Here is a 24901-nt window from a genome sequence, read left to right as displayed (position 1 = left end):
GGGCGGGGCGGAACGGCGGGTACGGAACCAGATCGGTTCCGTACCCGCTGCTGGCCGTTCATCCCACTGGTGGGGCCACTACGCTGAAGGCGTGGAACCCGTCGCGTCATTCCCCGAGGTGTTGCCCTTCGCCGTCGTACGTCGACCCGTCGACGAGGCCGAGTCCCGTCGCGCCAACGGTCCCGACTGGGACCGCTACGCCGATGAGTACCAAGCCACCCACGGAGCCTTCCTCGGGGACGCCGGCTTCGTGTGGGGGCCGGAAGGCCTCACCGAGGATTCCGCTCGGGTGTTGGGTCCGCTTCACGACCGCGACGTCCTCGAGGTCGGGTCCGGAGCGGGTCAGTGCTCACGATGGGTCTGCTCGCAGGGAGGTCGTGGCATCGGCCTGGACCTGTCGCACCGGCAGCTCCAACACTCGAGACGCCTCGACGACGCCACCGGCGTCGTCGTGCCCTCCGTGCTGGGGACGGCCACTGATCTGCCGTTCGCACCGAACAGTTTCGACGTCGTCTTCTCCGCCTTCGGGGCGCTGCAGTTCGTCAGCGAGATCGGCCAAGCACTCGACGAGATCGTGCGGGTGCTTCGTCCCGGCGGGCGCCTGGCCTTCTCGATCACCCACCCGACCCGCTGGATGTTCCCTGATGACCCGACCGAGGCCGGGCTGATCGCCTCCCAGTCCTACTGGGACCGGACCCCGTACGTCGAGATCGACGAAGCCACCGGACAGGTGGGGTACGTCGAGCACCACCGCACCCTCGGCGACTGGGTGTCGCTGCTCGCGACCCGGGGTTTCATCGTCACCGATCTCCGTGAACCGGAGTGGCCCGAGAACCACGAGCGGTTGTGGGGCGGATGGTCAGCCGTCCGTGGACGGCTGACCCCCGGCACCGCAATCTTCGGTGCAGACCTGCGGCCTGCTAGTTCTTAGGCGAAGCGCCAGCCGAGCGGGATCCCGTCGAGCCGCCGGCCATGACCAGGAACAGGCCGAGCGCCAGCAGCAGGAACCCGCCGATGAATCCGATCAACGGGGCGCTCTTCGTCAGCAGGTTCAACGTCGAGAGGTTGTCCTCGATCGTCTTGATGCCGTCGTTGAGGGACTCCTCGGAGAACTGCAACTGAAGGTCCAGCGCTTGCGTGCCGTCCTCCAGGAAACGGGTCTGGGTGACGTACTGGTCGACGATCGCGCCCGTCTCGGGCTCGACGAAGATCTCGAGGTCGTTGTTGTACGTCCCGGGAACGCCAGCGGCGATCTCGATCGGCGCGTCCACGACGTTGACCTTGTAGACGTAGGTCTCGAGGCTCCCCAGCTTCTCGGTGCGGTCGTAGACCGCGTCCACGACCTCGCCGATCGTGCCGTCCCAGTACGGGTAGGTCTTCTTCTCCGAGCCGAAGGGCCACTTGTTGACGAGGCCTTCGTAGGTCGGGGTGCCCTCGGGCAGGTACTTCTCGCCGTTCACAGCGAGACCGTCGAAGCGGTCGGTGGCGAAGACCGACTCGGTGGCGGTGATCAGTCGAGGGTCCTCCCCATCGACGCAGTCGGCCGGGTCGTCGACCTGGATGACCAGACAGGAGCTGGTCACCCAAACGATGACGTCATCGTCGGAAGCTTTGGCATCGGCCTTGGTGAAGCTGGCGAGCTGGACCGGCTGAATCTCGATGCTGCCGGTGCTGGTGTCGAGCTTCCCACCCTCGCCGACCAAGTAGTTGGTGCTGTCGGTGTCGAGCGGAGTCCGCTCCGCCTTGCTAGGCGCCCACACGACCGACATGAGCCCGACCAGCAGCAGGAAGCCACTGAGTCCGAGCACGACGAATCCCAAATTTTTGCGCAAGTTAGTTCCCTCCCCAGGAAATACAATCGCCGAAGAGTAACCCATGTCACCCTCGACGACTGCCAGTTGCAGATCACGGTTCAGTCCGGAGTTTCGGGCGATCGGTCCGGTTCTCGGGCACGAGACAGAATCGGGGCATTCGACCGTGCGGTTGCTGTGCGTGGGGGACTACTCTGAGGGACGTGGCTGCGCAGATTCCCTCCCCCTCGGCGGGCACCGGGGTCGAGGTCTACCACCACTTCCCGGTCCTGGACACGCTACGGGCCGTGGGCGCACTGGCCGTGGTCACCACTCACACGGCCTTCTGGTCGGGGGCCTTCACCCGCAACGGCATCTGGGGGGCGGTGTTGAACCGGCTCGACGTCGGAGTGGCGTTGTTCTTCGTACTGTCGGGATTCCTGCTCTCCCGCCCCTACCTCGCACGGTCCGCGCTGGGGATTGCTGCACCGTCCACGACGGCGTACCTCTGGAAGCGTGTACGCCGGATCATGCCGGTGTACGTCGTCACCGCGACCGCGGCTGCCGTGTTCATCGACCAGGGCACTCCGCTCGGGATCGGTGGGTGGCTGCAGACCCTGTTCATGACGAACATCTACACGTCGTTGGGGACGCTGTCCGGGCTGACCCATATGTGGAGCCTCGCTGTCGAGGTGTCCTTCTACCTCGTGCTTCCCCTCCTGATGTTGCCGCTGGTCGCCGGACGTCGCCTGCGCCCCTGGGCGGTGAGCCTGCTCCTAGTCCTGATGACCGCCGTCACCGTGTGGTGGCACCTCCAGGGTGTGGTGCAGGTCCGCGAGATCAGCCCCGGTTCCCCTCTGCAATGGCTGCCCGGCTATCTGCTGTGGTTCGCTGGCGGCATCGTCCTGGCCTACGCCCACGTGGCGTGGCAGTCCGGTCACAGCCCCTGGTTGACTCGACCGCTGACGGCCGCGGCCGCGCTCCCTGGCAGTTGCTGGGCCTTCGCCGCTGGGCTGCTCCTGATCAGCGCGACCCCACTGGCCGGCCCCCGGGTCCTGGAGATCCCCACTCCGGTCGAGTCCCTCACGAAGACGCTGCTCTATGCGGGCATCGGTGTCGCCGTGGTCCTGACCGGGGTCTTCGCCCACCCGGCGTCGTCGTACTCGCGTTTCATGAGTCACCCCGTCGGACGTCACCTGGGTGCAACCTCCTACAGCTTGTTCTGCGTGCACCTCCCGGTGCTGCACTTCGTCATGTGGGCCACCGGCTGGCAGTTGTTCGCCGGTCGAGGATGGTCGATCTGGGTCGTCACCCTGTCGGCGAGCCTCGTAGTGGCAGAACTGACGCATCGGCTGATCGAGCGGCCCGCGATGGCTATCCGGGTGCCTCGTCGCCGGGCGAAGCGCCTGGAGAGGGCCGAACCAGTACGGCGATGACGGCTATCAGGGCGAGGTACTGCGGGATCACGTCTCGACCCGCCCAGCCTGAAGAGTTGCCCCACGGCGCGATCACGTAGAACAACGCGGCGGCCAACATCAGTCCGGCGACGATCGTCCCCGTCAGATCGTGGGCCCATCGCGCGGCGACCATCGCACCACCGGTGAGCAACGCGATCAGCACTCCCGGCCACCCCGCCAGGACACCGCCGGCAACCACCCCCAGGGCGGACAGTGCGATCAGCCCCATCGGCCGCTCCCCAGAAGCCACCATCCGGCGACGGTAGCTACGGCGCGGCCAGACGCATCCCACCATCAGGGCAACCAGCAGGGCCAGTCCGCCGGCCAACGCGACGCGATAGAACCGATCGGGGGCGAATCGCACGCTCACGGTGTCGACGTCCGGCGGCAACCGCCAACCCTGTCGCCATCCGTCGACCACGACCGACTCGAGGGGACGGCCCCCGGCGGAGGCGGACCAACCCGGGTTGACGTTCTCCCGCATGGCCAACAACCCGCCCGGGTCCTCCACCTCCAGGGTCCGGGTCACGGGGCCCCTCTTGGTCATGGACGTCGACCCCACCTGCGAGGTCGACTCCCGACCATCCTCCGCGAGGACGAGCCGATCCCCTGCGAAGGCGTCGTTGCCGGTCACCACGATGCGGTTCTCCCCCGCCACCAGGTCCACCTCGGCGTCCGTCTCAGCACCCTCGACGTCGCACAGGCGTGCCGGCACCACCACCCCACGAGCGAGCTCCAGTGGTGAGGCCGACACCGCCGATTCGTGCGCCGATCCGTTGATCTCGACGGTGGGACCGGACCCGCAGCCCAGGTCTCGCCGATCCAACGACAGCCGCAGCGGCAGGTAGGGAACCCGACGCACACTCAGCTCGGTGATCCCGACCCCGAGGTCCGAACTCGTGCCATCGAACTCCAGGGACCGATCCTCAGCGGTATCGACGATCTCGATCTTGATCTGTCCGGTCCGAATGACGGGGAACCGTGCCACGCCCAACTTGCCGACCCTGACCTCGCGCTCGCCGTCCGGCCACGTCAGAAGAAGCCGGGTGGGGCGTCGCGCTGCGGCGTCGTCGTCGAGGTCGATCGAGATCCCGCGCACCGACTTCACCCCGAGCCACGACAGGTTCAGTGTCGGGCTCGGGTCCGTCGGGTCCGCGATCCACGTGGTCGTGTCGTCGCCGTCGATCGCCGAGACGGGACCCGACCTCGGGTCCCGTACGGCCATCGAACTGGTTTCGATGTCGAGGGCCTGTCCATCGAGCACGAGGTCGTCGAGAGCTGCGCCACCCCGTGGCCTGACCGTCAGCTCGGCCGCGAACTGCGCGTCGTCGCTCAGCGGCACGATCCGATCGAATCCCTGGGTCTCCTCGGCCACCCGGTCCCGGCCCGCCACGCACCGGACATCCAGCTCGATGGAGACACACCCCGAGCGACCATCGGTCAGGGCGCGAAGCACGATCGCCGACGGGACACCCCAATCGTCCGGGGTCTGCGGGAGGGTCAGGGACCGAGCCACCGACACTCCGGGGATCGAGACATCTGCCAGAGAAAGCTGTCCCGAGACGGGACCCGCTTCCTCCACCCTGATGACCTCGGTGGATTCACCATCGAGGAGAACGAGTTTGCGCTCTCCGGGGCCGACCACCACACCGTCGCTCAATCCGGAGTCGGTGCGCACCCGGACCTCCTGGTTCGTCACCGCTCGCTGCCCACCTTCGACCACCACACTGCGTGGTGCGATCTCGGTGTCCAGGTCCACCTGCCACCACGCCCGCCCCTCGTCGCCGAACGACGAGGAGTTCCACGAGGTCTGGCCGAGCCCGTCGACGGCGGCGTACGGCGCCTCCCCCTGTCGGGCTCCGCCGAAGGTCGTCGAATCCGACCCGGACGACGACGCGCTGACGGCGCGAATCCCGGTCAACCGTGTCCCCGTCCGCCAGTCCTCCCATCCCGGTGCCAGGTAGTCGCTGGTGGGGTTCCCGGTCTGGGGCTCATCGCCCTTCGTCAACATGGATGAGTAGCCGTCGTGGACGCGGCCGAAGAAGCGTTCCCGCTCCTGCAGCCCGTCGGTCAGGATCAGGTCGCCGGGAGGGCCCTCCTCACCGCGGTCACGATCAGCTGCCAGCACGGTGGGCTCGTCGGGTCCGAGCACGCCGGCATCGACCAGATCGATGAGGTCCTCGGGCCCACCGGCGACGACCGGGGCTTCGGCGACCGTCACCCCCGCCCGCGACGCCGGTGGTCGAGGAACCGAGAAGACCTCGATCGCGGGGTAGGAGGACTGCCAACCTCCGCCGACCAGGATGCGCCCGTCGTCACCCTCGAAGTGACCGTCGCCCCCCACGCTGGGACCGAAGATGGCGGCGACGCTCAACCCGGGTGACTCGGCGATCGCCTCGTGCACCACCACCGGGTCAGGGACGTCCGAGCCGCGGGTGAGGTCGTTGCGCACCACGAGGTACCGGACGCCTGCGCGTTGGAGACCCGCCACCAGCCCGGGCGATCCAACGCCCTGGTTGATCCGACGTTCGATCTCGTCGAGCATCCGGATGTTGCCGGGGGGCGCGAGCGGGATGACGTTGCGCACCGCCCACGGTGATGCTGCGAGCCACTGCAGCGGCTCGTCACGTGGCTCTCCCCAGGAGTAGGTGGCGAAGGCGCTGCCCGGAACGAGCAAGGCTGTCGCACCGTCGTTCTCGTACTCCTGGTCGAGCCACGTCGATGCGTCCTGCCAGTACTCCGGGACGGCCAGCAGTGCCCCCTCCGGCACGATGCGGCCGGACAGTCCCGGTAGTGACGCCCCCAGCACGGCGGCCGCGGCGAGCACCGCGAACAGCCTGCGGTTCCACAGCCCCATCCTGTCGCCGCCCGGTGCGGTTTCGGGGGCTCGGTCGAAGGCGTGCTGCAACGCCCACGCAAGCCCCACGACCAGCGGTAGCCGCAGGATCGGGTCGAACTTGTGCACGTTGCGCAGCGGAGCCAACGACCCGTCCAATGCCTGGGCCTGAGCCGCAGCGAACCAACCCTGCACGTCGCCCTGATGTCCGGCGGTCACCATCACCAGCCCGAGGACCACGCTGAGGCTCAGGAATCGTCGGTGCTGGGTCCGGGCTGCGAACAGGCCGAGGATCCCGAGGAACAGCACCACCCCGCTGTTGATGATCGCGACCGGTGATTCCAACAGCTCTCGGCCGGCCCGCACCTGACCGTCGATGTAGGGCACCCAGTGAGACGTCCCGCGCAGGGTGTCGAAAAGGGTGGTGGGGATGGTGGTGACCGAACTGGACTCGATGTAGTTCAGGAAGGGCGGACTGTAGGCACCCATCAGGAACAGGGGCACCAACCACCACAGCGTTCCGATGAGGGTGAAGACCGGCCACCACAGCATCATCGAACGACGTCGGGGACCCGGTGTCCTGGTCAGCAACCACACGACACCCAACGGCAGCACCGCGAAGGTCGCCGCCGCGTTGACCCCACCCACCATCGCCACCGCGAGCGCGGAGAGGGCGGCAGCTCGCCGGGGCGACCCGCTTCGGGCGCCAGTGATCAACGGGAGAAGCACGAAGGGAGCCAGAGCGCTGGGCCAGGCCTCGATGGAGATCTGTCCCAGGGTGCTGAGCATGCGTGGCGACAACGCATAGGCGAAGCCGGCCACCAGACAGGCGAACTCGGAGCGCACCCCGAGAGCCCGGGTGACCTTGGCGGCACCGACGAACGCCACGCACATCACCAGCGCCAGCCACAGCCGTTGCACCGCCCAGCCGGGCAAGAACGTCGACCCGGCGGCGAACACCGGACCCATCGGCCACAGGTACCCGTAGGCCTGGTTCTGGAGCTGTCCGAAGGCCCCTGACCCGTCCCACAGGTGAAGGGCTCGTTGCAGGAACCCCAGCGGGTCCTGACTGAGGTCGAACTTGGTGTCCGCCGCCAAGAACCCCGGCTCCTGAACGAAGGCCAAGCCGGCGATCAGGACGCAGCACGCGACGAGTCGGAACCCCGCGATCCTCTCGGTCACATCGGTCAGCGCTTGCGCAGGACGATCACGAGATTCCACGTCACCACCTCGCGCACGACGGGAACTCGGAGCAGCCACCACGACCACCGCGGGTTGTAGCGCGGCAAGGTCGCCACCACGTCCCCCGACTGCTGACGCCGGGACCACTTCAACCCACTGCGCACGGTCACGGCGAACAAGGACTCGCCGTACTTGTTCTTCGGCTCGTGGCCGTGGGTACGCCGATAGCGACGTCGGGCGTACCGCCCACCGAGGAAGTGCCACGGGGCCGTCTCGTGCCCACCCCAGGGGCCGAACCAGACGGTCCAACTGAGAAAGACGGTTCCGCCCGGGCGCGTGACGCGCAGCATCTCATCGGCCATCCGCCACGGGTCCGGCACGTGCTCGAGCACGTTGGAGGAGTAGCAGACGTCCACGCTCTCGTCGGCGAACGGCAGCTGCATCCCGCTCCCGATGACGGTCCCGGAGGTGATGTCGCCGGGGTATCCCTTCCCCGCCAACTCGCCCACATCCGAGTCGAGTGCCAGGTACGTTGCCCCGGCCGCGGTGAACGCGTCCCGGAAGTAGCCGGGTCCCCCACCGACGTCGAGGAGGACCGTGCCCGACAGGTCGACGTACTCGCTCAGCTGCTCGGCTGAGTCGTGAGCGAGCGCCGAGTAGAACCGAGGGGGATCGGGTTGTTCGTAACCGAACTCCCGCAACAACCGGACCGATCGGGCGAGAGTCGCCCTCCGGTGAGATCGGGAGGACGACACCATGCTCAGCACGCGCCGACCTTATAGGGCGAGGCGCTACGGTTGCCGGAATGTCTGAAACGTTGTCGGGTCGCCGGGTGGTCTTTCTCAGTTGGCGGGACACCCGCAATCCCGAGGGTGGTGGAGCCGAACTCTACCTCGAACGGATGGCCGTCGGCCTGACCGGTCTGGGTGCCCACGTCACGGTCTTCTGCGCCGCCCACGACCAGGCGCCGGCCCGGGAGGTCGTGGACGGCGTGACCTACGTGCGCCGCGGTGGCAAGTTGAGCGTGTACCTCTGGGGCATGCTCGCGTTGCTGACGCGTCGCTTCGGCCGCGTCGACGCCGTGGTGGACGTGCAGAACGGGATGCCGTTCTTCTCGCGGCTGGTGACCCGCAAACCGGTGGTCGTCCTGGTTCACCACGTGCACCGAGAGCAGTGGCCGGTGGTCTACCCGGGACTCACCGGGAGAGTGGGTTGGTGGATCGAACACGCCTTCGCGCCACGGCTCTACCGCAGCTGTGACTACATCGCAGTCTCGGAGGCGACCCGCAGCGAACTGGCGGACCTCGGAGTGGACCCTGCCCGCATCCACGTGGTTCACAACGGCACCGACGACCTGCCCGAGGTGGCCCCGGATGAGGCGCCCGTGCGGTCCGCAGTCCCGACCGTCGCGGTGGTCGGCCGGCTCGTGCCGCACAAGCAGGTCGAGCACGCCATCGACTCGGTCCTGACTCTGCGCGGACGCTGGCCCGAACTACGTCTCATCGTCGCGGGAGGTGGTTGGTGGGAAGAGGAACTGCACGACTACGCCGCCGCTCGAGACGCGGGCGGGACCGTGATCTTCGAGGGGCACGTCGACGAGCTGCGCAAACACGAGATCTACGGGCAGGCCTGGGTGCTCGCCCTGCCCTCCCTCAAGGAGGGCTGGGGTCTGGTGATCGGGGAAGCGGGCGCTCACGCCACACCCACCGTGGCCTACGCCTCCGCGGGTGGAACGACGGAGTCAGTGAGCAACCACGAGTCGGGGCTTTTGGTGAACGGCCCCGCTGAGTTCACCGGTGCCCTGGCCAGCATCCTGGAGGACCCGGTCCTGCGGGCACGCCTCGGCGAAGGTGCACGGCATCGGAGCCGGACCTTCACCTGGTCGCGTGGCTCACGAGACTTTGCGTCAGTGTTGAACCACGTGCTGGGTGCCTAGCTGCCGTACTCGGTGAACGGCTGGTTCACGTTGGCCGGTGATGTGTCCGGCGGTCCGGTCTGGCTGCTGACGAGGCCGACCACTGCGGCGGCGCCGACGGCTCCGCCCACGACGATGGTGGCGACAAGGCCAGCGATTCCCGATTTAGGCATGTTTGTGAACCCCTCCCAAAGGTTGTTGCGCGAAGGTTAGCAGCGGGAACGCCAAATCAACGCTTTTGCTGCAGACGATTCAGTGCGGCGAGGGCCGGCCCCCACCCAAGGATGAGGAGGAACGCCGACCACGCGGCCGCCATGGCGGCGATCCACCCCGCGGGCGCCGACTGGTCCTCGACCCCCAGGTCGCTGTCGAGACTCACCAGACGGACCTCGGCTGCATCGACGAGCACCTCACCTGCCACCGGCGGGACCTCGACCGGAACCTGCGGATCGATCGCCACGAATCCGATACCGAGACGAACCAGGGCGTCGCTGCGGTCCTGGGCTGTCGTCGCCGCGAGCGCTTCCCGCACGCGTGGCACGCGTGGGTCCTCACCAGCCAGGGTCTCACCGGCCACGATCAGTTCATCGCTGGCCACGTAGTCGCGGGCGAAGAACCGTCCCGTGGGGTCGAGAACCTTCGCCCCGTTGTTCCACGACGGTTGGCGATAGCTGCTCAGGGGCAACAGCAACAGGTCTCCAGGACCGGCCTCATCCAGGGCCACCCGAGCCACGTCGTACGCCGCCGGGTAGTCGACCGGTTGCAGCCGTCCCCCGACCCCGTAGGCCGCATCGGACAGGACCAGGACGGGCGCGACCACCAGGAGGGCACCGATCACCGCCCGGGGGATCTCCGACCCGACACGATGACGGATCCGGTCCGCGCCGAGCCCCATCACCGCAGCCGTGGCTGGCGCCCCCAACACCAGCAGGCGCGATCCGTCTCGGATGAGGCCCCCTCCCGGCACCTCTGCCGCCAGGGCTCCGGTCAGGGCCGGGGCGACCCAGGTCAGGGTGGCCACCCCCCAGCCGATCCCCCAACAGATGGACCAGGCGACGACGTCGCGCCTACCGAGCCACCCGGCCCACGACCGGATTCCGCTCCCGACCAGGACCACCAGAAGCACCACCGCGACGATGCCCAACGCCCCGGTCCGTGAGGACGGAACGACCTCACCGTTCCAGATGCCGCCACCGGTCAGAGCCGCCACCGGGCCCGGGATGAAACCTTCGTCGGAGAGCGCGAACAAACGGCCGGCAGCAGCATCGCTCGTCGCCGAGCCCACGTGTAGGAGGCCCGACACGATCCACGGTGCGTTGGCCCCGGACACGAGAGCCAGCAGGCTCGACCACCGTTTCCAACCGAGGCGCCCGGCGACGGTGGCCACGAGTGCCACCGCCGTGACCAGACCCGCGCTGGCACTGAGTGAACCCAACACCACCAACAGCGGCAACGACGCGGGGAGACGGCCGGTCTCCCGCCAGCGGCGAGCCTCGAGCAGGACCCAGGGGAGGACGGCGTACCCGATCAGGACCGGCCAGGCCCCCAGGATGAGCCGCTCGACCACGAGCGGGCTCCAGACGTAGAAACTCACCGCGACGGCCTGGGCCAACCGGGACCGATCCCCCAGCAGTCGTGCCATCCCTGCCCCGCCGCCGACCACCCCACCGAGCAGGACGACCTTCTCGAGCAAGGCGCCGGGGACGACCTCGTCGAGCACCGCCACCACCGCATCGGAGGGAACCGCCCGGGGAAGGGCTGAACCAGTGCCGAGGAAGTCCGACCGCAGGACCAGGTCGGGAACCCACACCAAGTCATAGGTCAGCAGGTATCCGGGGCCCAGTGCCGGCCCCAGCAGGACGACCCCCAGGACCAGGACCCACGCGAAGACGGGGCGTTTGGTCATCGCGTGATCCAACCACGCCGTAGCCTTGCCCGGTGCGTGACACCCAGACAGCCGTGAGCAAGGGCGCAGTCATCGCCGTGGCGATGGGCGTCATGAACATCGCGACGTACGGCTACACGATCGCCGTGGCCCACCTGATCGGTAAGGGCCCCTTCGGTGCGTTCTCCGCCCTGATGGGCCTGCTGATGGTGATCAACGTCCTGGCGCTGGGTCTGCAGGCGACCGGAGCCAGACGCATCGCGGCCAACCCTGCCCACGTCCGTGCGGTGGAGCATTCGGTGCTGCGAGTGGGTATTCGCAGCGGGTTGATGCTGGGGGTCCTCTGCGTCATGGCCGCTCCCCTGCTCAACTCCGTGCTCCGGCTGGAGAGCCTGCCGACGGCCCTGCTGCTCGGCGCAGCCGCTGTGCCCCTGAGCATCATGGGCAGCCAGGCCGGCATCCTTCAGGGTGAGCGCCGCTGGGAACCCCTGGCCGGGATCTACCTGGCTCTGGGCCTGGGCCGCCTACTCGCCGGCATCGGATGCCTGCTGATCTGGCGCACCGAGTTCGCCGCCTTCTTCGGCGTGGCCGTCGCGGCCTGGTTGCCGGTCCTGATCGGGGCGATCGCCCTTCGGCGTCCCCGCCAGGAGCACCCCGACGTCGATCCCGACGAGACCAGCACCGTCGACGTCCTGCGCGAAGTCGCGCACAGCAGTCAGGCGCTGCTGGCCTTCTTCGTCGTCTCCAACGCGGACGTACTCCTGGCTCGGGCCATGTTGGACGACGACGTTGCGGGGTTGTACGCCGGTGGGCTGATCTTGGCCAAGGCGATCTTGTTCCTGCCGCAGTTCGTGGTCGTGCTCGCCTTCCCGTCCATGGCGACGCGGGGGGCTACCCGCGGGATCCTGGTCAAGGCCCTGGCCGTCACGGCCGGCCTCGGGCTCATCGGCGTCTTCGGCGCCCTGCTGCTTCCTGACATCGGGCTGTTGTTCATCGGGGGCGACGACTTCTCCGGGGTGAAGAACGACCTGTGGCTCTTCGCGGTGATCGGCACCCTGCTCTCGACCATCCAACTCTTGGTCTACTCGGTGCTCGCGCGCCGCGGGTGGCGCGCCATCGGCATGATCTGGGCGACCCTGGCGCTGATGATCCCGCTGTCCCGCACAGTGGAGACCGCCCACGGCCTCGTGGTCCTGGTCGTCACGCTGGAGAGCGCGCTCCTCCTCGGACTACTCATCGCCGCCTGGGTCACCACCCCTGCAACCAAGCCGGAGCCCGCCTCACATCCCAGCTAGTGCGCGGCCTCGTGCCAGGTGCGACCGGTGCCCACCGACACATCGAGCGGCACCAGCAGGTCGGCGGCGGCGCCCATCTCTCGACGCACCAACACCTCCAGAGCCTGCTCTTCACCGGGGGCCGCTTCGAAGACGAGTTCGTCGTGCACCTGCAGCAGCATGCGTGAGGTCAGTCCCTCCTCCGCGATCGCGCGGTTGACCCCCAGCATCGCCACCTTGATGAGGTCGGCCGCCGACCCCTGGATCGGCGCGTTGAGCGCCATCCGATTCGCGATCTCCCGACGCTGCCGGTTGTCCGAGGTCAGGTCGGGCAGGTAGCGACGCCGACCCATGATCGTCTCGGTGTAGCCGGTCTTTCGCGCCTCCTCCACGACCGTGTCCAGATAGTCACGGATCCCTCCGAAGGTCTCGAAGTACTCGTCCATCAGGCCACGTGCCTCGCCGGGCTCGATACCGAGTTGTCCCCCCAACCCGAAGGCGGACAGCCCGTAGGCCAGCCCGTAGTTCATCGCCTTGATCTTGGCGCGCATCTCGACCGTCACCTCGTCCGCGGGGACATCGAAGACGCGGGCTGCGGTGATCGAGTGGAAGTCCCTCCCGGAACGGAAGGCCTCGATGAGCACCTGGTCCTCACTGAGGTGCGCCATGATCCGCATCTCGATCTGGGAGTAGTCAGCGGTCAACAGACACGAGTAGCCGGGGCCGACGACGAACCCTTCGCGGATCCGGCGCCCCTCCTCGGTCCGGACCGGGATGTTCTGCAGGTTGGGGTCCGTGCTCGAGAGCCGGCCGGTTGCCGCGATCAGTTGGTTGAACGTCGTATGGATCCGTCCGTCCGGGGCCACCGTCTTGAGCAGACCCTCGATGGTCTGCCGCAGTCGCGAGACGTCACGGTGCCGGAGCAGGTGATCGAGGAAGGGGTGGGGCCGTTTGATGTTGAGAGCGGCCAAGGCGTCTGCGTCGGTCGTGTAGCCGGTCTTCGTGCGCTTGGTCTTGGGCATCTCCAACTGCTCGAACAGCACGACCTGCAACTGTTTGGGAGAGCCGAGATTGATCTCCTTGCCGATCACCGAGAACGCCCCCTCCGCAGCCGTCGCGACCTCGGCGGCGAAGTGGGACTCCAACGACTCGAGGTGGTCGAGGTCGACCGCGATCCCGGTCTGTTCCATCCGGCCCAGCAGCGCTATGAGAGGCAGCTCGACGTGCGCCAGCAGTTCCTCTCCCCCGTGTTCCCCGACGGCCTCGTCGAGGGCGCCGGCGAGATCGAGGACCGCTCGGGCGTGCACCATCGTCGTGGCGGCGATCTCCGAGCCCAGGCCGCTGTCGTCGTCGAAGAGGGCTGCCTGGTCACCGGCAGACTCCTGCTTCAACTCGCGACGCAGGTAACGCAGGGTCAGGTCGGCCAAGTCGTAGCTGCGCTGATCGGGGCGTACCAGGTAGGCCGCCAGCGCGGTGTCGCTGGTGACGCCGTCGATCGCCCAACCGTGGGCGGCCAAAGCCAACGAGGGTCCCTTGGCGTCGTGCAGGACCTTGGGTCGGGTGGCGTCGGCGAGCCAGTCGCCCAAGGCCTGATCATCCTCGGGGGTCAGGGTCTCGGCGTCGATGTACGCCGCGGTGTCGGCGGCGGTGGCGATCGCCATTCCCTCCACGCGGCCGGTGCCGCTGCCCCACGAGCCCCGCACGTGCAGACCCACGCGCTCGGCGTCGAGCTCAGCGAGCCACTGCGCCACGGTGCCAGGGGCCAACGACACTCCGTCGAGCGAGAAGCCGCTGTCGTCGATGTCCTCCACGGACTCCAGCGTCTCGAAGAGTCGGTCGCGCAGCACCCGGAACTCGAGGCCGTCGAAGAGTGTGTGCACACGTTGACGGTCCCAGGGGCGCAGCGCGAGGTCGACGGGCGCGAGGTCGAGATCGAGGTCCCGGATCAGGGCGTTGAGCCGCCGGTTGCGCAAGACCTCGCCCAGGTGTTCACGCAGTGCCTCACCCTTCTTGCCGGTGATCTTGTCGGCGTTGGTGATGACGTTGTCGAGACCGTCGTAGGTGTTGATCCACTTGGCCGCGTAGCCGGGTCCGACCCCGGGGATGCCCGGCAGGTTGTCGGAGGTCTCCCCCACCAGCGCCGCCAGCTCGGGGTATCGATGGGGCGGGACGCCGTACTTCTTCTCCACCGCTTCCGGCGTCATCCGGGCCAGATCGGAAACGCCTCGCATGGGATAGAGCACCGTGGAGTGCTCGGTGACCAGCTGGAGGCTGTCGCGATCGCCGGTCAGGATCAGAACGTCCATGTCGGCCGCCAGGGCCTGGGTGACCCAGGTGGCGATGATGTCGTCCGCCTCGAACCCGTCCTTCTTCTCGTGCGGGACGTTGAGCGCGTCCAGCACTTCCTCGATCAGGGAGACCTGGCCGGCGAACTCGGACGGGGAAGCGCTGCGGTTCGCCTTGTATTCGGAGTACTCCGCGGCGCGGAAGGTCTGCCGGGACACGTCGAAGGCGACCGCCAGATGGGTGGGTTGCTCGTCGCGCAACACGTTGATCAGCATCGAGGTGAACCCGTAGACGGCATTGGTGTACTGGCCGGTGCTGGTGGAGAAGTTCTCCGCCGGCAGCGCGAAGAACGCCCGGTAGGCAAGTGAGTGGCCGTCGAGAAGCAGCAGTCGAGGGCGCTCGGTGGAAGGGGGCTTCACAGGGTCCGCAGGCACGTGGCCGACCCTAACGCCCACCACCCCCTGTCGGCACCACGGCTGCGGTGATCAGAGAATGGAGTCATGACTGACTCTGAGGACCTGATCGCCCAGATGCGCAACCAGCGTGGTCCGCTCAACGAGAAGATGGGGATCGAGATCACCGAGATCTCTGCCGAACGCGTCGTGGGCACGATGCCCGTCGCCGGGAACGAGCAGCCCTACGGGCTGCTCCACGGCGGCGCCTCGGTGGTCCTGGCCGAGACCTTGGGCTCGCTCGGTTCCGCCCTGCACGGCTCACCGGATCGCATCGCTGTGGGCGTCGACATCAACGCAACCCATCACCGATCCGCCACCTCGGGTGTCGTGACCGGGGTAGCCACCCCCATCCACCTGGGTCGCACCACCACCGCCTTCGAGGTGGTCATCACCGACGAACGCGGCAAACGTGTGTGCACCTCGCGCATCACCTGCGCGTTGTTGCCCGCTGATCGCGGCTGAGCCTCAGTCGAGCGCGCGGGCTCGTCGCTGAGAACGGCGCGCGGCAAGCACCCGGGACAACTGTCTCCCCGAGGCATCGACCGGACGTTGAGCCTGCAACCGCGCACGGACCCCGGCGGTGGCCCCCACCCGCATCGTTGCCCGAGGGGTCAGGGCGAGGCGGGCCATGAAGCGGTTCGCCTCACGGGAGTTCGACTCCGCGGCCGTGGCGACATGAGCCACCCCGACCTCCTCCGCGAACGAGACAGCCTGGTCCATCAGCAGGCACCCGATGCCCCGCCGACGATAGGCCGGGAGCACGTGAGGAGAGATCGCCTGGACCACCGGTTCGAGGTTGATCGGCGTCATCGTGGTCACCCGTAGGAACACCGCACCAACGGCCTGCCCCTCGACCTCGGCAACCACCAGGCGCTCCTCGGACGAGGCGCCCGCTGCCTTGATCACCAGTTCGAGGTCGGTGATCTGTTCGACGGCGGTGGCCCCACGGATGACGTCCTGCCAGATCTCCACGAGTCGGGGCGCATCGGCCAGGGTCGCGTCACGCACCGACACCGATGATCTACTCACCACGACCACCCACCACAGCCACCCAACTCATCGCTCGTCTCCAGCGGTCACCCGGCCGGTTTCAGGGGTCGAGACTACGCTGCGCACACCTCTGCTGTCCTTCGATTCAGGAGCACGACGTTGATCCCCGGAACCGGAACTGCTGTGAACGTCGCCACCGTGCTGGTCGGCGCCGTTCTGGGGAAGATGTTGGGAGATCGAATCCCCCAACGCATGCGCGACGTGGTCACCGACGCGCTGGGGCTGGTGACGCTGCTGATTGCCGGAACTTCTGCGATGGCGGTCCTGGATCCCGCCCTGGAGCAACGAGTCGGGTCCAGTGCTCCGATGCTGATCGTGTTGGGGGGGCTGGTCATCGGTGGGTTGGTGGGGTCAGCGGCCCGCCTCGAGCACCGCGTCGAGGGCTTCGGGGGCTGGCTACAGCGGCGGCTGTCGGGCGAGGCCGACTCAGCGGAGCGCCAACGCTTCATCGAGGGATTCGTGCTCGCTTCCCTCATCTTCTGCACCGGGCCACTCACCATCCTGGGTTCCCTGAACGACGGGCTCGGCAACGGTGCGGAACAACTGTTCCTCAAGGCGACCCTCGATGGTTTCGCGGCCCTCGCCTTCGCGGCCTCATTCGGTCTCGGGGTCGCGGCGAGCGCCATCACGATCGTCGTGGTCCAGGGCAGCCTGACGCTGCTCGGCGTAGTGCTGGGCGACGTACTTCCCGACGCCGAACTCGCCGCAATCACCGCCGTCGGGGGTTTACTCCTGGTCGGGGTGGCGCTGCGACTCCTGCGCATCAGGGACGTCCCGGTGGCCGACCTGCTGCCCGCCCTCCTGGTCGTTCCCGTGCTGGTGCAGATAACCGCCGTGATCCGCTGACGTAACGGTTCGCTAACGAGAGGGTGCCGATCGGCCGAGGTGACGTCTTGCCGTCCTAGGTTGACCCCACAACTACCCGGCCTTCGGGGGCGGGTGGAGGTAAACGAGCATCCAACGCGACAGAAAGGTTCACCAAAGTGAATCGATCCAGCAAGGCCTCTTGGGTCCGACTGATGGCGGGAACCGCCGCACTCAGCTTGACCCTGGCCGCATGTGGCTCCGACGGCGACGCAGAGCCCGCAGCAACCGACTCCTCCAGCACGACTCCCAGCGAGGACGCCTCCACCGATGGATCCGCGTCCGAACTGACCGACGACAAGTGCGATCCCGGCGCCACCAGCGCCGATTCGTTCAAGGCCGGCGGGATCCTGCCGATCACCGGCAACCTGGCCTTCCTCGGACCCCCCGAGATCGCCGGAGTCGGCCTGGCCGTCTCCGAGATCAACGCAGCCGGCGGTGTCAACGGCACCAGCGCCTGCTACCAGATCGAAGACTCCGGCGCCGCTGACGACCTCTCGGTCGCCAACAACTCGGCTGACAAGCTGGTGCAGGGCAAGCCCTCCGTCGTGGTCGGTGCCGCCTCCTCCAGCGTGAGCCAGGCGGTCGTCCAGACCTTCACCGACGCCAAGGTCGTCCAGGTCTCCCCGGCCAACACCGCGGTGGCGCTGAGCGGCATCTCGCCGTTCTACTTCCGCACCGCCCCGCCGGACACGGTCCAGGGCAACGCGCTGGGCACCCTGATCGCCAGTGACGGCTTCAAGAAGGTCGCCTTCATCGTCTTCAACGACACCTACGGCACCGGCCTGCGCGACGTCGTCGAACAGACCATCACCGCCAGCGGTGGTAGCTGCTCCTATGGCTGCAAGGGCGACGGCGACGAGTTCCCGGTTGCTCAGACCACGTTCAGCGCCGAGGTGAGCGCCGCCACGGCGACCAACCCCGACGCGATCGTCGTGCTGGCCTTCGACGAGACGAAGTCGATCGTTCCCGAGCTCGCCAACAGTGGCTTCGACATGTCGAAGACGTACTACTCCGACGGAAACACCGCGGACTACTCCGAGGACCTGCCCGAGGGCATCCTGACCGGCGCCCAGGGCACCATCCCCGGTGCGGACGCCGCCCAGGACTTCAAGGACCTGGTCAGCCAGTGGAGCGAGCTGAGCACCGGCGAGGGTCTGAAGGACTTCGCCTACTCCGCTGAGTCCTACGACGCTGTCATCCTGGGCGCGCTCGCCGCGGCCAAGGGCGGCGCCAACGACGCGGTCACCGTGAAGGACAACTTCGCGGCCGTCTCCGGCGCCACCGACGGCACCGAGTGCACCTCCTTCTCCGAGTGCCTCGACATGATCGACGCCGGCGAGGAGATCCGTTACACCGGTCCTTCCGGTATCGGTCCGATCAACGACCAGAACGACCCGTCGTCGGCCTTCGTCGGCATCTACGCGTTCGGTGAGGACAACAGCATCTCCCTCACCAGCACGGTCGAGGGCGAGTCCTGATCCCTGAAACGCACTGAAGCACCCTGAAACACCCTGAAGTACCGCACGAGCCCCAGACCTTCGGGTCTGGGGCTCGTGTGTTTCTGCGTCTCGGACCAGTGCTTCCCTCCCCCGGAAATGACTATCGCCCGGGAGCCCCTGACGGGGTTCCCGGGCGAGACAGTCGGTACCAGGGCGGGCTGGGTTGTTACTCAGCCCTTGGAGGCGCGATCGGCGTCCACGTCCTCGGCCAGGGTGCCCAGGTAGAGCTGGATGACCTTCGGGTCGTTGGCCAACTCGCGGCCGGTCCCGGTGTAGGCGTCCGTGCCCTGGTCCAGCACGTAGCCCCGGTCACAGATCTGCAGGCAGCGGCGGGCGTTCTGCTCGACCATCACCACACACACACCGGTCTTGTTGATCTCCTTGGTGCGGATGAAGGTCTCGTCCTGACGCACCGGGGAAAGGCCAGCGGAAGGCTCGTCGAGCAACAGCACCGACGGCTCCATCATCAGGGCCCGCGCCATCGCCAGAGACTGTCGTTCTCCACCGGAGAGGGCACCGGCACTCTGTCCGCGACGATCGTGCAGCACCGGGAACAGGTCCCAGGTGGATTCCAACCGCTCCTTGAGCTTCTTGGGTCGAAGGAACAGACCCATCCGGAGGTTCTCCTCGATACTGAGCGAGGGGAAGACGTTGTTGGACTGCGGCACGAAGCCGACACCCATCTGCACCAGCTTGTTGGCCTTGAGGTTGGTGATGTCCCGTCCACCCATGGTCACCGTGCCCGAGTGGACCTGGACAAGACCGAACATGGCCTTGAGCAGCGTCGACTTCCCGGCCCCGTTGGGGCCGATGATCCCGATCATCTCGCCGGGGTACGCCGCAAGGCTGCAACTGTTGAGGATGTTGACCCCGGGCAGGTAGCCGGCGACCAGATCCTTCGCCTCGATGACAGCCTCGGTGGACGTAGCGGTGCTCATGCCTGCTCCTTCTTGGTGGGCGCGGGATGAGTCTCGGACTCGGCGGCTTCCTGCTGCACCTCTTCGAGCGACAACTCGTCCTCACCCAGGTCCTCGTCGTGGTGGGCGCCGAGATAGGCGTCGATCACGGCTGGGTTGGACATCACGGTGTCCGCGGATCCCTCCGCGACGATGCGTCCTTCGGCCATGACCACCACCCAGTCGGAGATGTGGCGTACGACGTGCATGTCGTGCTCGACGAAGAGCACGGTCATGCCCTCGTCGCGCAGGGACTGGATGTGACCGAGCAGTGACTGGGTCAACGCCGGATTCACCCCGGCCATCGGCTCGTCCAGCATGATCATCTTGGGGTTGCTCATCAGGGCACGGGCCATCTCGAGCAGTTTGCGCTGACCACCGGAGAGGCTGCCGGCGTAGTCGTTGCGCTTCTCGTAGAGCTTGAACCGGGCCAGCAGCTCATCGGCTCTCTCCTCGATGGCCTTCTCCTGGCTGCTCCACAGCGGTCGGAACATCGAGGCCATGAGGTTCTCGCCGGCCTGCTTCTGGGCCCCGAGCATCATGTTGTCGATCACCGTCATCCGGTTCAGCGACTTGGTCAACTGGAAGGTGCGCACCATCCCGGCCTTGGCCACACTGGAGGCGCCGGTGCGGTTCAGGGTCTTGCCGTCGAAGGACCAAGCGGCACCCTTGCGGGCCGAGGTCGGACGGTCGAAGCCGGTGATGAGGTTGAAGAAGGTGGTCTTGCCGGCCCCGTTGGGCCCGATCAGAGCGGTGATGACCCCGCGTTGGACCTCGAGGTGGTCGACGTCGACGGCGGTCATGCCGCCGAACTGACGCGTGATGGTGTCGACCTTCAAGATCGGGTCCGGCTTCGCGGAGCCCGGCTCGTCGGCCACCCCGGACATCAGTGAGATCCGGGCGGCGGGGTCGCTCAGGTCGTGGCCACTGGTGGACGTCGTCGACTCAGACATTGATCCGCAACTCTCTCTTGTCTCCCATGATGCCTTGTGGTCTGAAGATGATGAGCAACATCAAGATGACACCCACCACGACGAAGGAGAAGCGCACCGCGTCGGTGCTGCTCATCAGGCTCGCCGGGACGTAGGCGTCGGCGATCTCCTTGATCATCACCCGTGAGGCGAAGAAGATGATACCGCCGAGAACCGGCCCGAAGATCGTGGCCGCTCCACCGAGGAGCAGCGCGGTGTAGGCGAAGAACGTGATCTGGCGACCCAGCCCGTCGGCCTGCACCGAGTTCTGCAGCACGAAGATGATGCCGCCGACGGCTCCGAAGAGTCCACCGATGATCAGCGACTGCATCTTGATGGCGAACACGTTCTTCCCGAGGCTGCGGATCGCGTCCTCGTCCTCGCGGACACCCCGCAGGAGTCGACCCCAAGGGCTGCGCACGAGGAGCGCCACGATGATCGTGCTGACCGCCACCAGGCTCCAGGCCACCAGGCGCAGCCACCAACCGTTGGCGTTGTTGGTGGAGTAGCCGAGCGGGAAGACGAAGAACAGGACGCAGAAGGCCACGGCCGAGAGGATCACCGCACCGAGCACGGGTCCCACGACGGCTGCCGAGGTCTTGGCGGCCAGGACACGGCGCAGGGCAAACACGAAGGCTGCCACGGCCGCCGCGGCGAGCAGCAGCAGGAAGACTGTCCAACTGCCCGACTCGGAGGTGACAAGGGCCAGCACCGCCATCAGCACCGCAGTGACCGCGGTGATGGGCAGCAGCGCCACTTCGCCCGCCGACCCGGCGGGACCGGCCGTGCGAGCCGAGGCTCGCACCAGCATGACCACGGCGACGACAAGGGCGATGAACACCAGCAGGCCGATCGACCGGACGAGGGTCGCCCCGCCACCCACGTTCGTGTAGTTGTACGGCATCAGGGTGAACCGGGTGGTGGGCAGGAAGGAAAGGTCCTGGAAGGGCGAGTTGAACTGATTGACCCGCAGACCCAGTGCCCCGCCGGTGTACTCCTTCAGGTTGGTGAGTCGACCGGTGAATCTGACGATCTCCGCCGCGGAGATCGTCACGATCGCCAGATAGTCCCCCCGCAGCTTCAGGGTGGGAGCTCCCAGGATGAGGGCGAAGAGAAGCGCGCAACCGAGGGCCACCAGGACGGCGAGGACCAGCGGGAGATCGAAGCGGAAGATGGAGACGGCGAAGCCGTAGGCCCCCAGCAACATGAAGCCGGCCTGGCCGAAGTTGAGCAGGCCGGTGAAGCCGAAGTGGATGTTCAGTCCGATCATCGCGATGATCACCCCGGCGGTGCCTGGGGCGGCCGCCTCACGAATCGACTGGTTGAGAATGCTCAGAATGGTGTCCATGTCTATTCCTCTCAACCGACCCGGGAGGTTTTGCCCAGTAGGCCCTGGGGCCGGAACATGAGCAGCACGATGAGAATGCCGAGTGCGACGGCGTACTTGAGGTCACCGGGGGCGCCCAGCGGCCCCGACAACTCAACGATCAACCCGATGACGATCGAGCCGACCAGGGCGCCGAAGGCGGTCCCGAGACCACCGAGGGTGACGGCGGCGAAGAGAAGCAACAGGATCTGCATCCCGGTGTCCCACCTGATCCCGTTACTGATGGCCAGTGCGTAGAAGACCCCGGAAAGACCAGCCAGCCCGGCGCTCGCGATCCAGACGTAGCGGATGATGCGGTCGACGTCGATTCCCGAGGCGGAGGCGAGCGCGGGATTGTCACTCACGGCTCGCGTGGCCTGACCGACTCGGGTGAAGACCAGCACGTAACCGACGACCAGGATGGCCACCAACGCCACGCCCATGGCGATCAACGACATGTTGGTGATGGTCACCGGCCCCCAGTTGCGCACGCCGTACTGCTCCAGGGTGACCTTCACCTGCCCGGCGCCGACGACGTACTGGAAGGTGTACTGCAAGGCCAGGGACATACCGATCGTGACGATCAGCAGTTGGGTCAGGCCGAACCCCCGTTTGCGGAGGGGCTTCCACAGGACCACGTCCTGCAGAAGGCCCGACAATGCCGTGATGACCACGGTCAGCACGACTCCGAGCCACAGGTTCAGTCCGAGGACCTGGGTGCTGACCAGGCCGTAGGCGACCATGCCGCCCAAGGTGACCTGCTCGGCGTGGGCGAAGTTCGACAGCCCGGTGGTTCCGTAGATCAGGGACAGCCCGACCGAAGCAAGCGCTAACAGCAGCCCGAGACGCAGTCCGTTGACCGTGCCGTTGAGAAGTTGGTCGCTCTTGCTGATCGCGTCGTTGTTGAAGCCGACCGGACGAACGTTGAGGGCAGGCACCGTCAGCTGACCCAGCTTGACCGTGGCCTTCACCGAGCCGTCGGGCCCGGCGAACTGCGCCGGGGGCGGGAGCAACTCGAGCTCGCCGCCGAGGCTCTCCTCGTCGAGGGTCAGGAAGTAGTCACCCTTCTCGGTGACCTCGAAGGCGAACTTGCCGTCAGCCTCAGTGGTCTCGCTCTGCTCGGTGCCGTCCGGGGCCACGAGAACGACGACCGCGCCCTCGACCGGGTTCGCACGAGAACCGACGGTACCGCTGACACAACCGGTCTCACCGACCTTCGGCGAGCACAGGGTGGCTGCCGATGCGGGCGACGCCAGCGCCGCCAGCAAGAGGGGGATCAACAACATGATCGGCAGCAGTGCGGCTGTGCCCCACCGGCCTGACTGTCGCCGGCGTACCGGATGACCAGATAACAACGTGGTGCCTCCTCCACAGCGTCCCGGGCGAACGCTGCGGATCACTCTAAGGGGCTTGTCCGCCATTCGGGCAGTGTCTGGACCGGGAATTGTTCTCGTGTCGTCGTCGTGTCGGTGCTGTGTCGCAGCCGTAAGGCGATCGTGACCTCGACTCCGCGACAGACTTCCGGACGTTCTGCTATCGGTGCCCTCAGGAACCTTCCACGACCCCGGGACCGTGGGTGATCACGCCGTCGGCCACCTGGCGCATGGAAAGCCGCAGATCCATCGCCGTCTTCTGGATCCACCGGAACGCATCGGGCTCCGAGAGCTTCAGTTGCTCCTGCAGGATCCCCTTGGCCCGATCGACCGCCATCCGGGTGGCCAACCGCTCGTTGAGGTCCGCGACCTCACGCTCGAGGAGCGTCATCTCAGCGAAGCGACTCACGGCCATCTCGATGGCCGGCACCAGGTCAGTCTGGGAGAAGGGTTTGACCAGGTAGGCCATCGCGCCCGCGTCGCGCGCCCGCTCCACCAGCTCGCGCTGGGAGAAAGCGGTGAGGATGACGACCGGCGCGATCCGCAAGGCCGCGATCTGTTCGGCCGCAGCGATCCCGTCCAGAATGGGCATCTTGACGTCGAGGATCACCAGGTCCGGACGATGCTCCTTGGCCAGCTCGACCGCACGGGCGCCGTCCCCGGCCTGTCCCACCACGGAGAAACCCTCCTCGGCCAACATCTCGGCGAGGTCCATCCGGATCAACGCCTCGTCCTCGGCGATGACCACGGTGCGTGGTTGCGACTCGGGTTGCTCGGGCTGGGAATGGCTCACCAGGTCAGCCTAGTAGCGACACGACCTACTCTGCCCATCGACCACGGATCTGTATCGGCTATCGTTTCCACCGATCTGGCCCCGGTATTCCAACCGGCAGAGAATGCGGTCTCAAACACCGTCCAGTGTGGGTTCGAATCCCACCCGGGGCACTGCGGAACCATGTCGGTGGTGACGTCGAGAATCACCTCATGTACTCGACCGCGACGCGTGAGCAAGCCCTTCGGTTGCTCGCTTCCGGCGCCACCATCTCGCAGGTGAGCCGGGAGTTGGCCATCAGCCGAGCCGCCATCAAACAGTGGCGGGATCACCCGACACCGTCCCGTCCCTCCGGGTGTCCGCGATGTGACCCATCGGTCGTTCTCGATACGCCGAGCTACGCAGCCCTGCGGGGTTTCTACCTCGGCGATGGTTGCCTGTCGGCGGCGAAGCGCTACTACGCGTTGCGCATCTCCTGCGATGCGGTGCACCCGGGCGTCGTCGACGATGTTTCCGTCGTCATTTCGCGTGTTCGTCCAACCGCAGGAGTCGTTCACGTGCGCGCGCCGGGGTGCACCGTGGTTCAAAGCAACTGGCAGCACCGGCCCTGCTTGTTCCCTCAGCACGGTCCGGGGCGCAAACACCTGCGACCGATCGTGCTCGAGCCCTGGCAGCGCACCATCGTCGAGGACCACTCCGCCGCGTTCCTTCGTGGCCTGTTCCACTCCGACGGGTGTCGGGTGAAGAACTGGGCCACCCGGATGGTGGCCGGCAAGAAGAAGCGTTATGACTATCCGCGGTGGCAGTTCGTCAACGAGTCCGCTGACATTCGCGAACTGTGCTGCTGGGCGCTGGATCTCGTCGAGATCGCTTGGCGGCCCTCGAACCGCAAGACCATCAGTGTGTCGAGACGAGCGGACGTGGCCCGGCTCGATTCTCTGATCGGGTTGAAGTCTTGACCCCGGCG

Annotated in this window: 20 protein-coding genes and 1 tRNA gene; 9 read left to right on the top strand and 12 right to left on the bottom strand. The window is 67.0% G+C overall.

Features of this window, described 5'->3' with window-relative positions; translation table 11 throughout:
* Positions 1-91 precede the first annotated feature (91 nt).
* Positions 92-931, top strand: coding sequence for a class I SAM-dependent methyltransferase (locus tag ACYVLV_RS04425; protein ID WP_460807988.1), 840 nt, complete (start codon positions 92-94; stop codon positions 929-931).
* On the opposite strand, the gene ACYVLV_RS04420 is transcribed toward ACYVLV_RS04425, so the two are convergent.
* Entirely contained in the window at positions 921-1808 is an 888-nt protein-coding gene (locus ACYVLV_RS04420; protein WP_460807987.1) for a PorA family protein, read from the bottom strand. The two genes, ACYVLV_RS04425 and ACYVLV_RS04420, sit on opposite strands and share 11 nt — an antisense overlap.
* Positions 1809-2014: 206 nt before the next feature.
* On the opposite strand from ACYVLV_RS04420, the gene ACYVLV_RS04415 reads away from it, so the two are divergent.
* Positions 2015-3226: an acyltransferase family protein gene (locus ACYVLV_RS04415; protein WP_460807984.1), complete on the top strand. Its 1212-nt coding sequence runs from the start codon at positions 2015-2017 to the stop codon at positions 3224-3226.
* Here ACYVLV_RS04415 and ACYVLV_RS04410 read toward each other — a convergent pair.
* Positions 3165-7304, bottom strand: a complete 4140-nt coding sequence (locus tag ACYVLV_RS04410) for an alpha-(1->3)-arabinofuranosyltransferase domain-containing protein (protein WP_460807983.1) — start codon at positions 7302-7304, stop codon at positions 3165-3167. The genes ACYVLV_RS04415 and ACYVLV_RS04410 overlap by 62 nt on opposite strands.
* Positions 7271-8023, bottom strand: coding sequence for a class I SAM-dependent methyltransferase (locus ACYVLV_RS04405; RefSeq protein WP_460808389.1), 753 nt, complete (start codon positions 8021-8023; stop codon positions 7271-7273). Before ACYVLV_RS04405 ends, ACYVLV_RS04410 begins: the two co-directional genes overlap by 34 nt.
* Positions 8024-8070: 47 nt before the next feature.
* On the opposite strand from ACYVLV_RS04405, the gene ACYVLV_RS04400 reads away from it, so the two are divergent.
* Positions 8071-9201: a glycosyltransferase family 4 protein gene (locus ACYVLV_RS04400; protein WP_460807981.1), complete on the top strand. Its 1131-nt coding sequence runs from the start codon at positions 8071-8073 to the stop codon at positions 9199-9201.
* Here ACYVLV_RS04400 and ACYVLV_RS04395 read toward each other — a convergent pair.
* Together ACYVLV_RS04395 and ACYVLV_RS04390 are read right to left on the bottom strand one after the other, a co-directional pair.
* The gene (locus tag ACYVLV_RS04395; RefSeq protein WP_460807979.1) at positions 9198-9353 is read right to left on the bottom strand and encodes a hypothetical protein; all 156 of its coding nucleotides are present in this window, start codon (positions 9351-9353) and stop codon (positions 9198-9200) included. The two genes, ACYVLV_RS04400 and ACYVLV_RS04395, sit on opposite strands and share 4 nt — an antisense overlap.
* A gap of 56 nt (positions 9354-9409) precedes the next feature.
* Positions 9410-11086 carry a hypothetical protein gene (locus tag ACYVLV_RS04390; RefSeq protein WP_460807978.1) on the bottom strand — a complete coding sequence of 559 codons (1677 nt, stop codon included), beginning with the start codon at positions 11084-11086 and terminating at the stop codon, positions 9410-9412.
* Positions 11087-11118: 32 nt separating this feature from the next.
* On the opposite strand from ACYVLV_RS04390, the gene ACYVLV_RS04385 reads away from it, so the two are divergent.
* Positions 11119-12360, top strand: a complete 1242-nt coding sequence (locus ACYVLV_RS04385) for a lipopolysaccharide biosynthesis protein (RefSeq protein ID WP_460807977.1) — start codon at positions 11119-11121, stop codon at positions 12358-12360.
* Here ACYVLV_RS04385 and polA read toward each other — a convergent pair.
* A complete protein-coding gene (polA, locus tag ACYVLV_RS04380) occupies positions 12357-15059 on the bottom strand; it encodes a DNA polymerase I (protein WP_460807976.1) in 2703 nt (900 codons plus the stop codon). The two genes, ACYVLV_RS04385 and polA, sit on opposite strands and share 4 nt — an antisense overlap.
* Before the next feature lie 66 nt (positions 15060-15125).
* Between polA and ACYVLV_RS04375 the strand changes: the two genes are divergently transcribed.
* Positions 15126-15542, top strand: coding sequence for a PaaI family thioesterase (locus ACYVLV_RS04375; RefSeq protein ID WP_460807975.1), 417 nt, complete (start codon positions 15126-15128; stop codon positions 15540-15542).
* 3 nt (positions 15543-15545) lie between these two features.
* Here the strand turns inward: ACYVLV_RS04375 and ACYVLV_RS04370 are convergent, their stop codons facing one another.
* Positions 15546-16109 (bottom strand): GNAT family N-acetyltransferase, encoded by a 564-nt coding sequence (locus ACYVLV_RS04370; RefSeq protein WP_460807974.1) that lies wholly within the window; start codon positions 16107-16109, stop codon positions 15546-15548.
* A 120-nt stretch (positions 16110-16229) separates the two neighbouring features.
* Here ACYVLV_RS04370 and ACYVLV_RS04365 point away from each other — a divergent pair, with 120 nt between their 5' ends.
* Positions 16230-16976 carry a DUF554 domain-containing protein gene (locus ACYVLV_RS04365; protein ID WP_460807973.1) on the top strand — a complete coding sequence of 249 codons (747 nt, stop codon included), beginning with the start codon at positions 16230-16232 and terminating at the stop codon, positions 16974-16976.
* 137 nt (positions 16977-17113) lie between these two features.
* Positions 17114-18475 (top strand): ABC transporter substrate-binding protein, encoded by a 1362-nt coding sequence (locus ACYVLV_RS04360; protein WP_460807972.1) that lies wholly within the window; start codon positions 17114-17116, stop codon positions 18473-18475.
* Between the two features lie 191 nt (positions 18476-18666).
* Here ACYVLV_RS04360 and ACYVLV_RS04355 read toward each other — a convergent pair whose 3' ends face one another.
* The 5 genes from ACYVLV_RS04355 to ACYVLV_RS04335 form a co-directional block, all read right to left on the bottom strand.
* Positions 18667-19434, bottom strand: a complete 768-nt coding sequence (locus ACYVLV_RS04355) for an ABC transporter ATP-binding protein (RefSeq protein WP_460807971.1) — start codon at positions 19432-19434, stop codon at positions 18667-18669.
* Positions 19431-20405: an ABC transporter ATP-binding protein gene (locus ACYVLV_RS04350; protein WP_460807970.1), complete on the bottom strand. Its 975-nt coding sequence runs from the start codon at positions 20403-20405 to the stop codon at positions 19431-19433. The genes ACYVLV_RS04355 and ACYVLV_RS04350 overlap by 4 nt, the downstream gene beginning before the upstream one ends.
* On the bottom strand, positions 20398-21771 hold the full coding sequence (locus tag ACYVLV_RS04345) for a branched-chain amino acid ABC transporter permease (RefSeq protein WP_460807969.1): 1374 nt from the start codon (positions 21769-21771) through the stop codon (positions 20398-20400). Before ACYVLV_RS04345 ends, ACYVLV_RS04350 begins: the two co-directional genes overlap by 8 nt.
* Positions 21772-21782: 11 nt before the next feature.
* Complete coding sequence (locus ACYVLV_RS04340; protein ID WP_460807967.1) at positions 21783-23075, bottom strand: branched-chain amino acid ABC transporter permease; 1293 nt, start codon at positions 23073-23075, stop codon at positions 21783-21785.
* A 259-nt stretch (positions 23076-23334) separates the two neighbouring features.
* Positions 23335-23955: an ANTAR domain-containing response regulator gene (locus tag ACYVLV_RS04335; protein WP_460807966.1), complete on the bottom strand. Its 621-nt coding sequence runs from the start codon at positions 23953-23955 to the stop codon at positions 23335-23337.
* A 78-nt stretch (positions 23956-24033) separates the two neighbouring features.
* On the opposite strand from ACYVLV_RS04335, the gene ACYVLV_RS04330 reads away from it, so the two are divergent.
* Positions 24034-24107, top strand: a tRNA-Leu gene (locus tag ACYVLV_RS04330).
* A gap of 39 nt (positions 24108-24146) precedes the next feature.
* Positions 24147-24893, top strand: coding sequence for a helix-turn-helix domain-containing protein (locus tag ACYVLV_RS04325; protein ID WP_460807965.1), 747 nt, complete (start codon positions 24147-24149; stop codon positions 24891-24893).
* The last annotated feature ends 8 nt before the right edge of the window (positions 24894-24901 follow it).

The organism is Nocardioides salsibiostraticola, from assembly GCF_054783655.1.
This window is presented reverse-complemented; position numbering and strand designations above follow the sequence as displayed.

Coding starts and splice junctions, on each gene's coding strand:
- ACYVLV_RS04340 (WP_460807967.1), bottom strand. CDS start 23,075: ATGTTGTTGATCCCCCTCTTGCTGGCGGCGCTGGCGTCGCCCGCATCG.
- ACYVLV_RS04350 (WP_460807970.1), bottom strand. CDS start 20,405: ATGTCTGAGTCGACGACGTCCACCAGTGGCCACGACCTGAGCGACCCC.
- ACYVLV_RS04375 (WP_460807975.1), top strand. CDS start 15,126: ATGACTGACTCTGAGGACCTGATCGCCCAGATGCGCAACCAGCGTGGT.
- ACYVLV_RS04400 (WP_460807981.1), top strand. CDS start 8,071: ATGTCTGAAACGTTGTCGGGTCGCCGGGTGGTCTTTCTCAGTTGGCGG.
- ACYVLV_RS04325 (WP_460807965.1), top strand. CDS start 24,147: ATGTACTCGACCGCGACGCGTGAGCAAGCCCTTCGGTTGCTCGCTTCC.
- ACYVLV_RS04355 (WP_460807971.1), bottom strand. CDS start 19,434: ATGAGCACCGCTACGTCCACCGAGGCTGTCATCGAGGCGAAGGATCTG.
- ACYVLV_RS04405 (WP_460808389.1), bottom strand. CDS start 8,023: ATGGTGTCGTCCTCCCGATCTCACCGGAGGGCGACTCTCGCCCGATCG.
- ACYVLV_RS04390 (WP_460807978.1), bottom strand. CDS start 11,086: ATGACCAAACGCCCCGTCTTCGCGTGGGTCCTGGTCCTGGGGGTCGTC.
- ACYVLV_RS04395 (WP_460807979.1), bottom strand. CDS start 9,353: ATGCCTAAATCGGGAATCGCTGGCCTTGTCGCCACCATCGTCGTGGGC.
- ACYVLV_RS04345 (WP_460807969.1), bottom strand. CDS start 21,771: ATGGACACCATTCTGAGCATTCTCAACCAGTCGATTCGTGAGGCGGCC.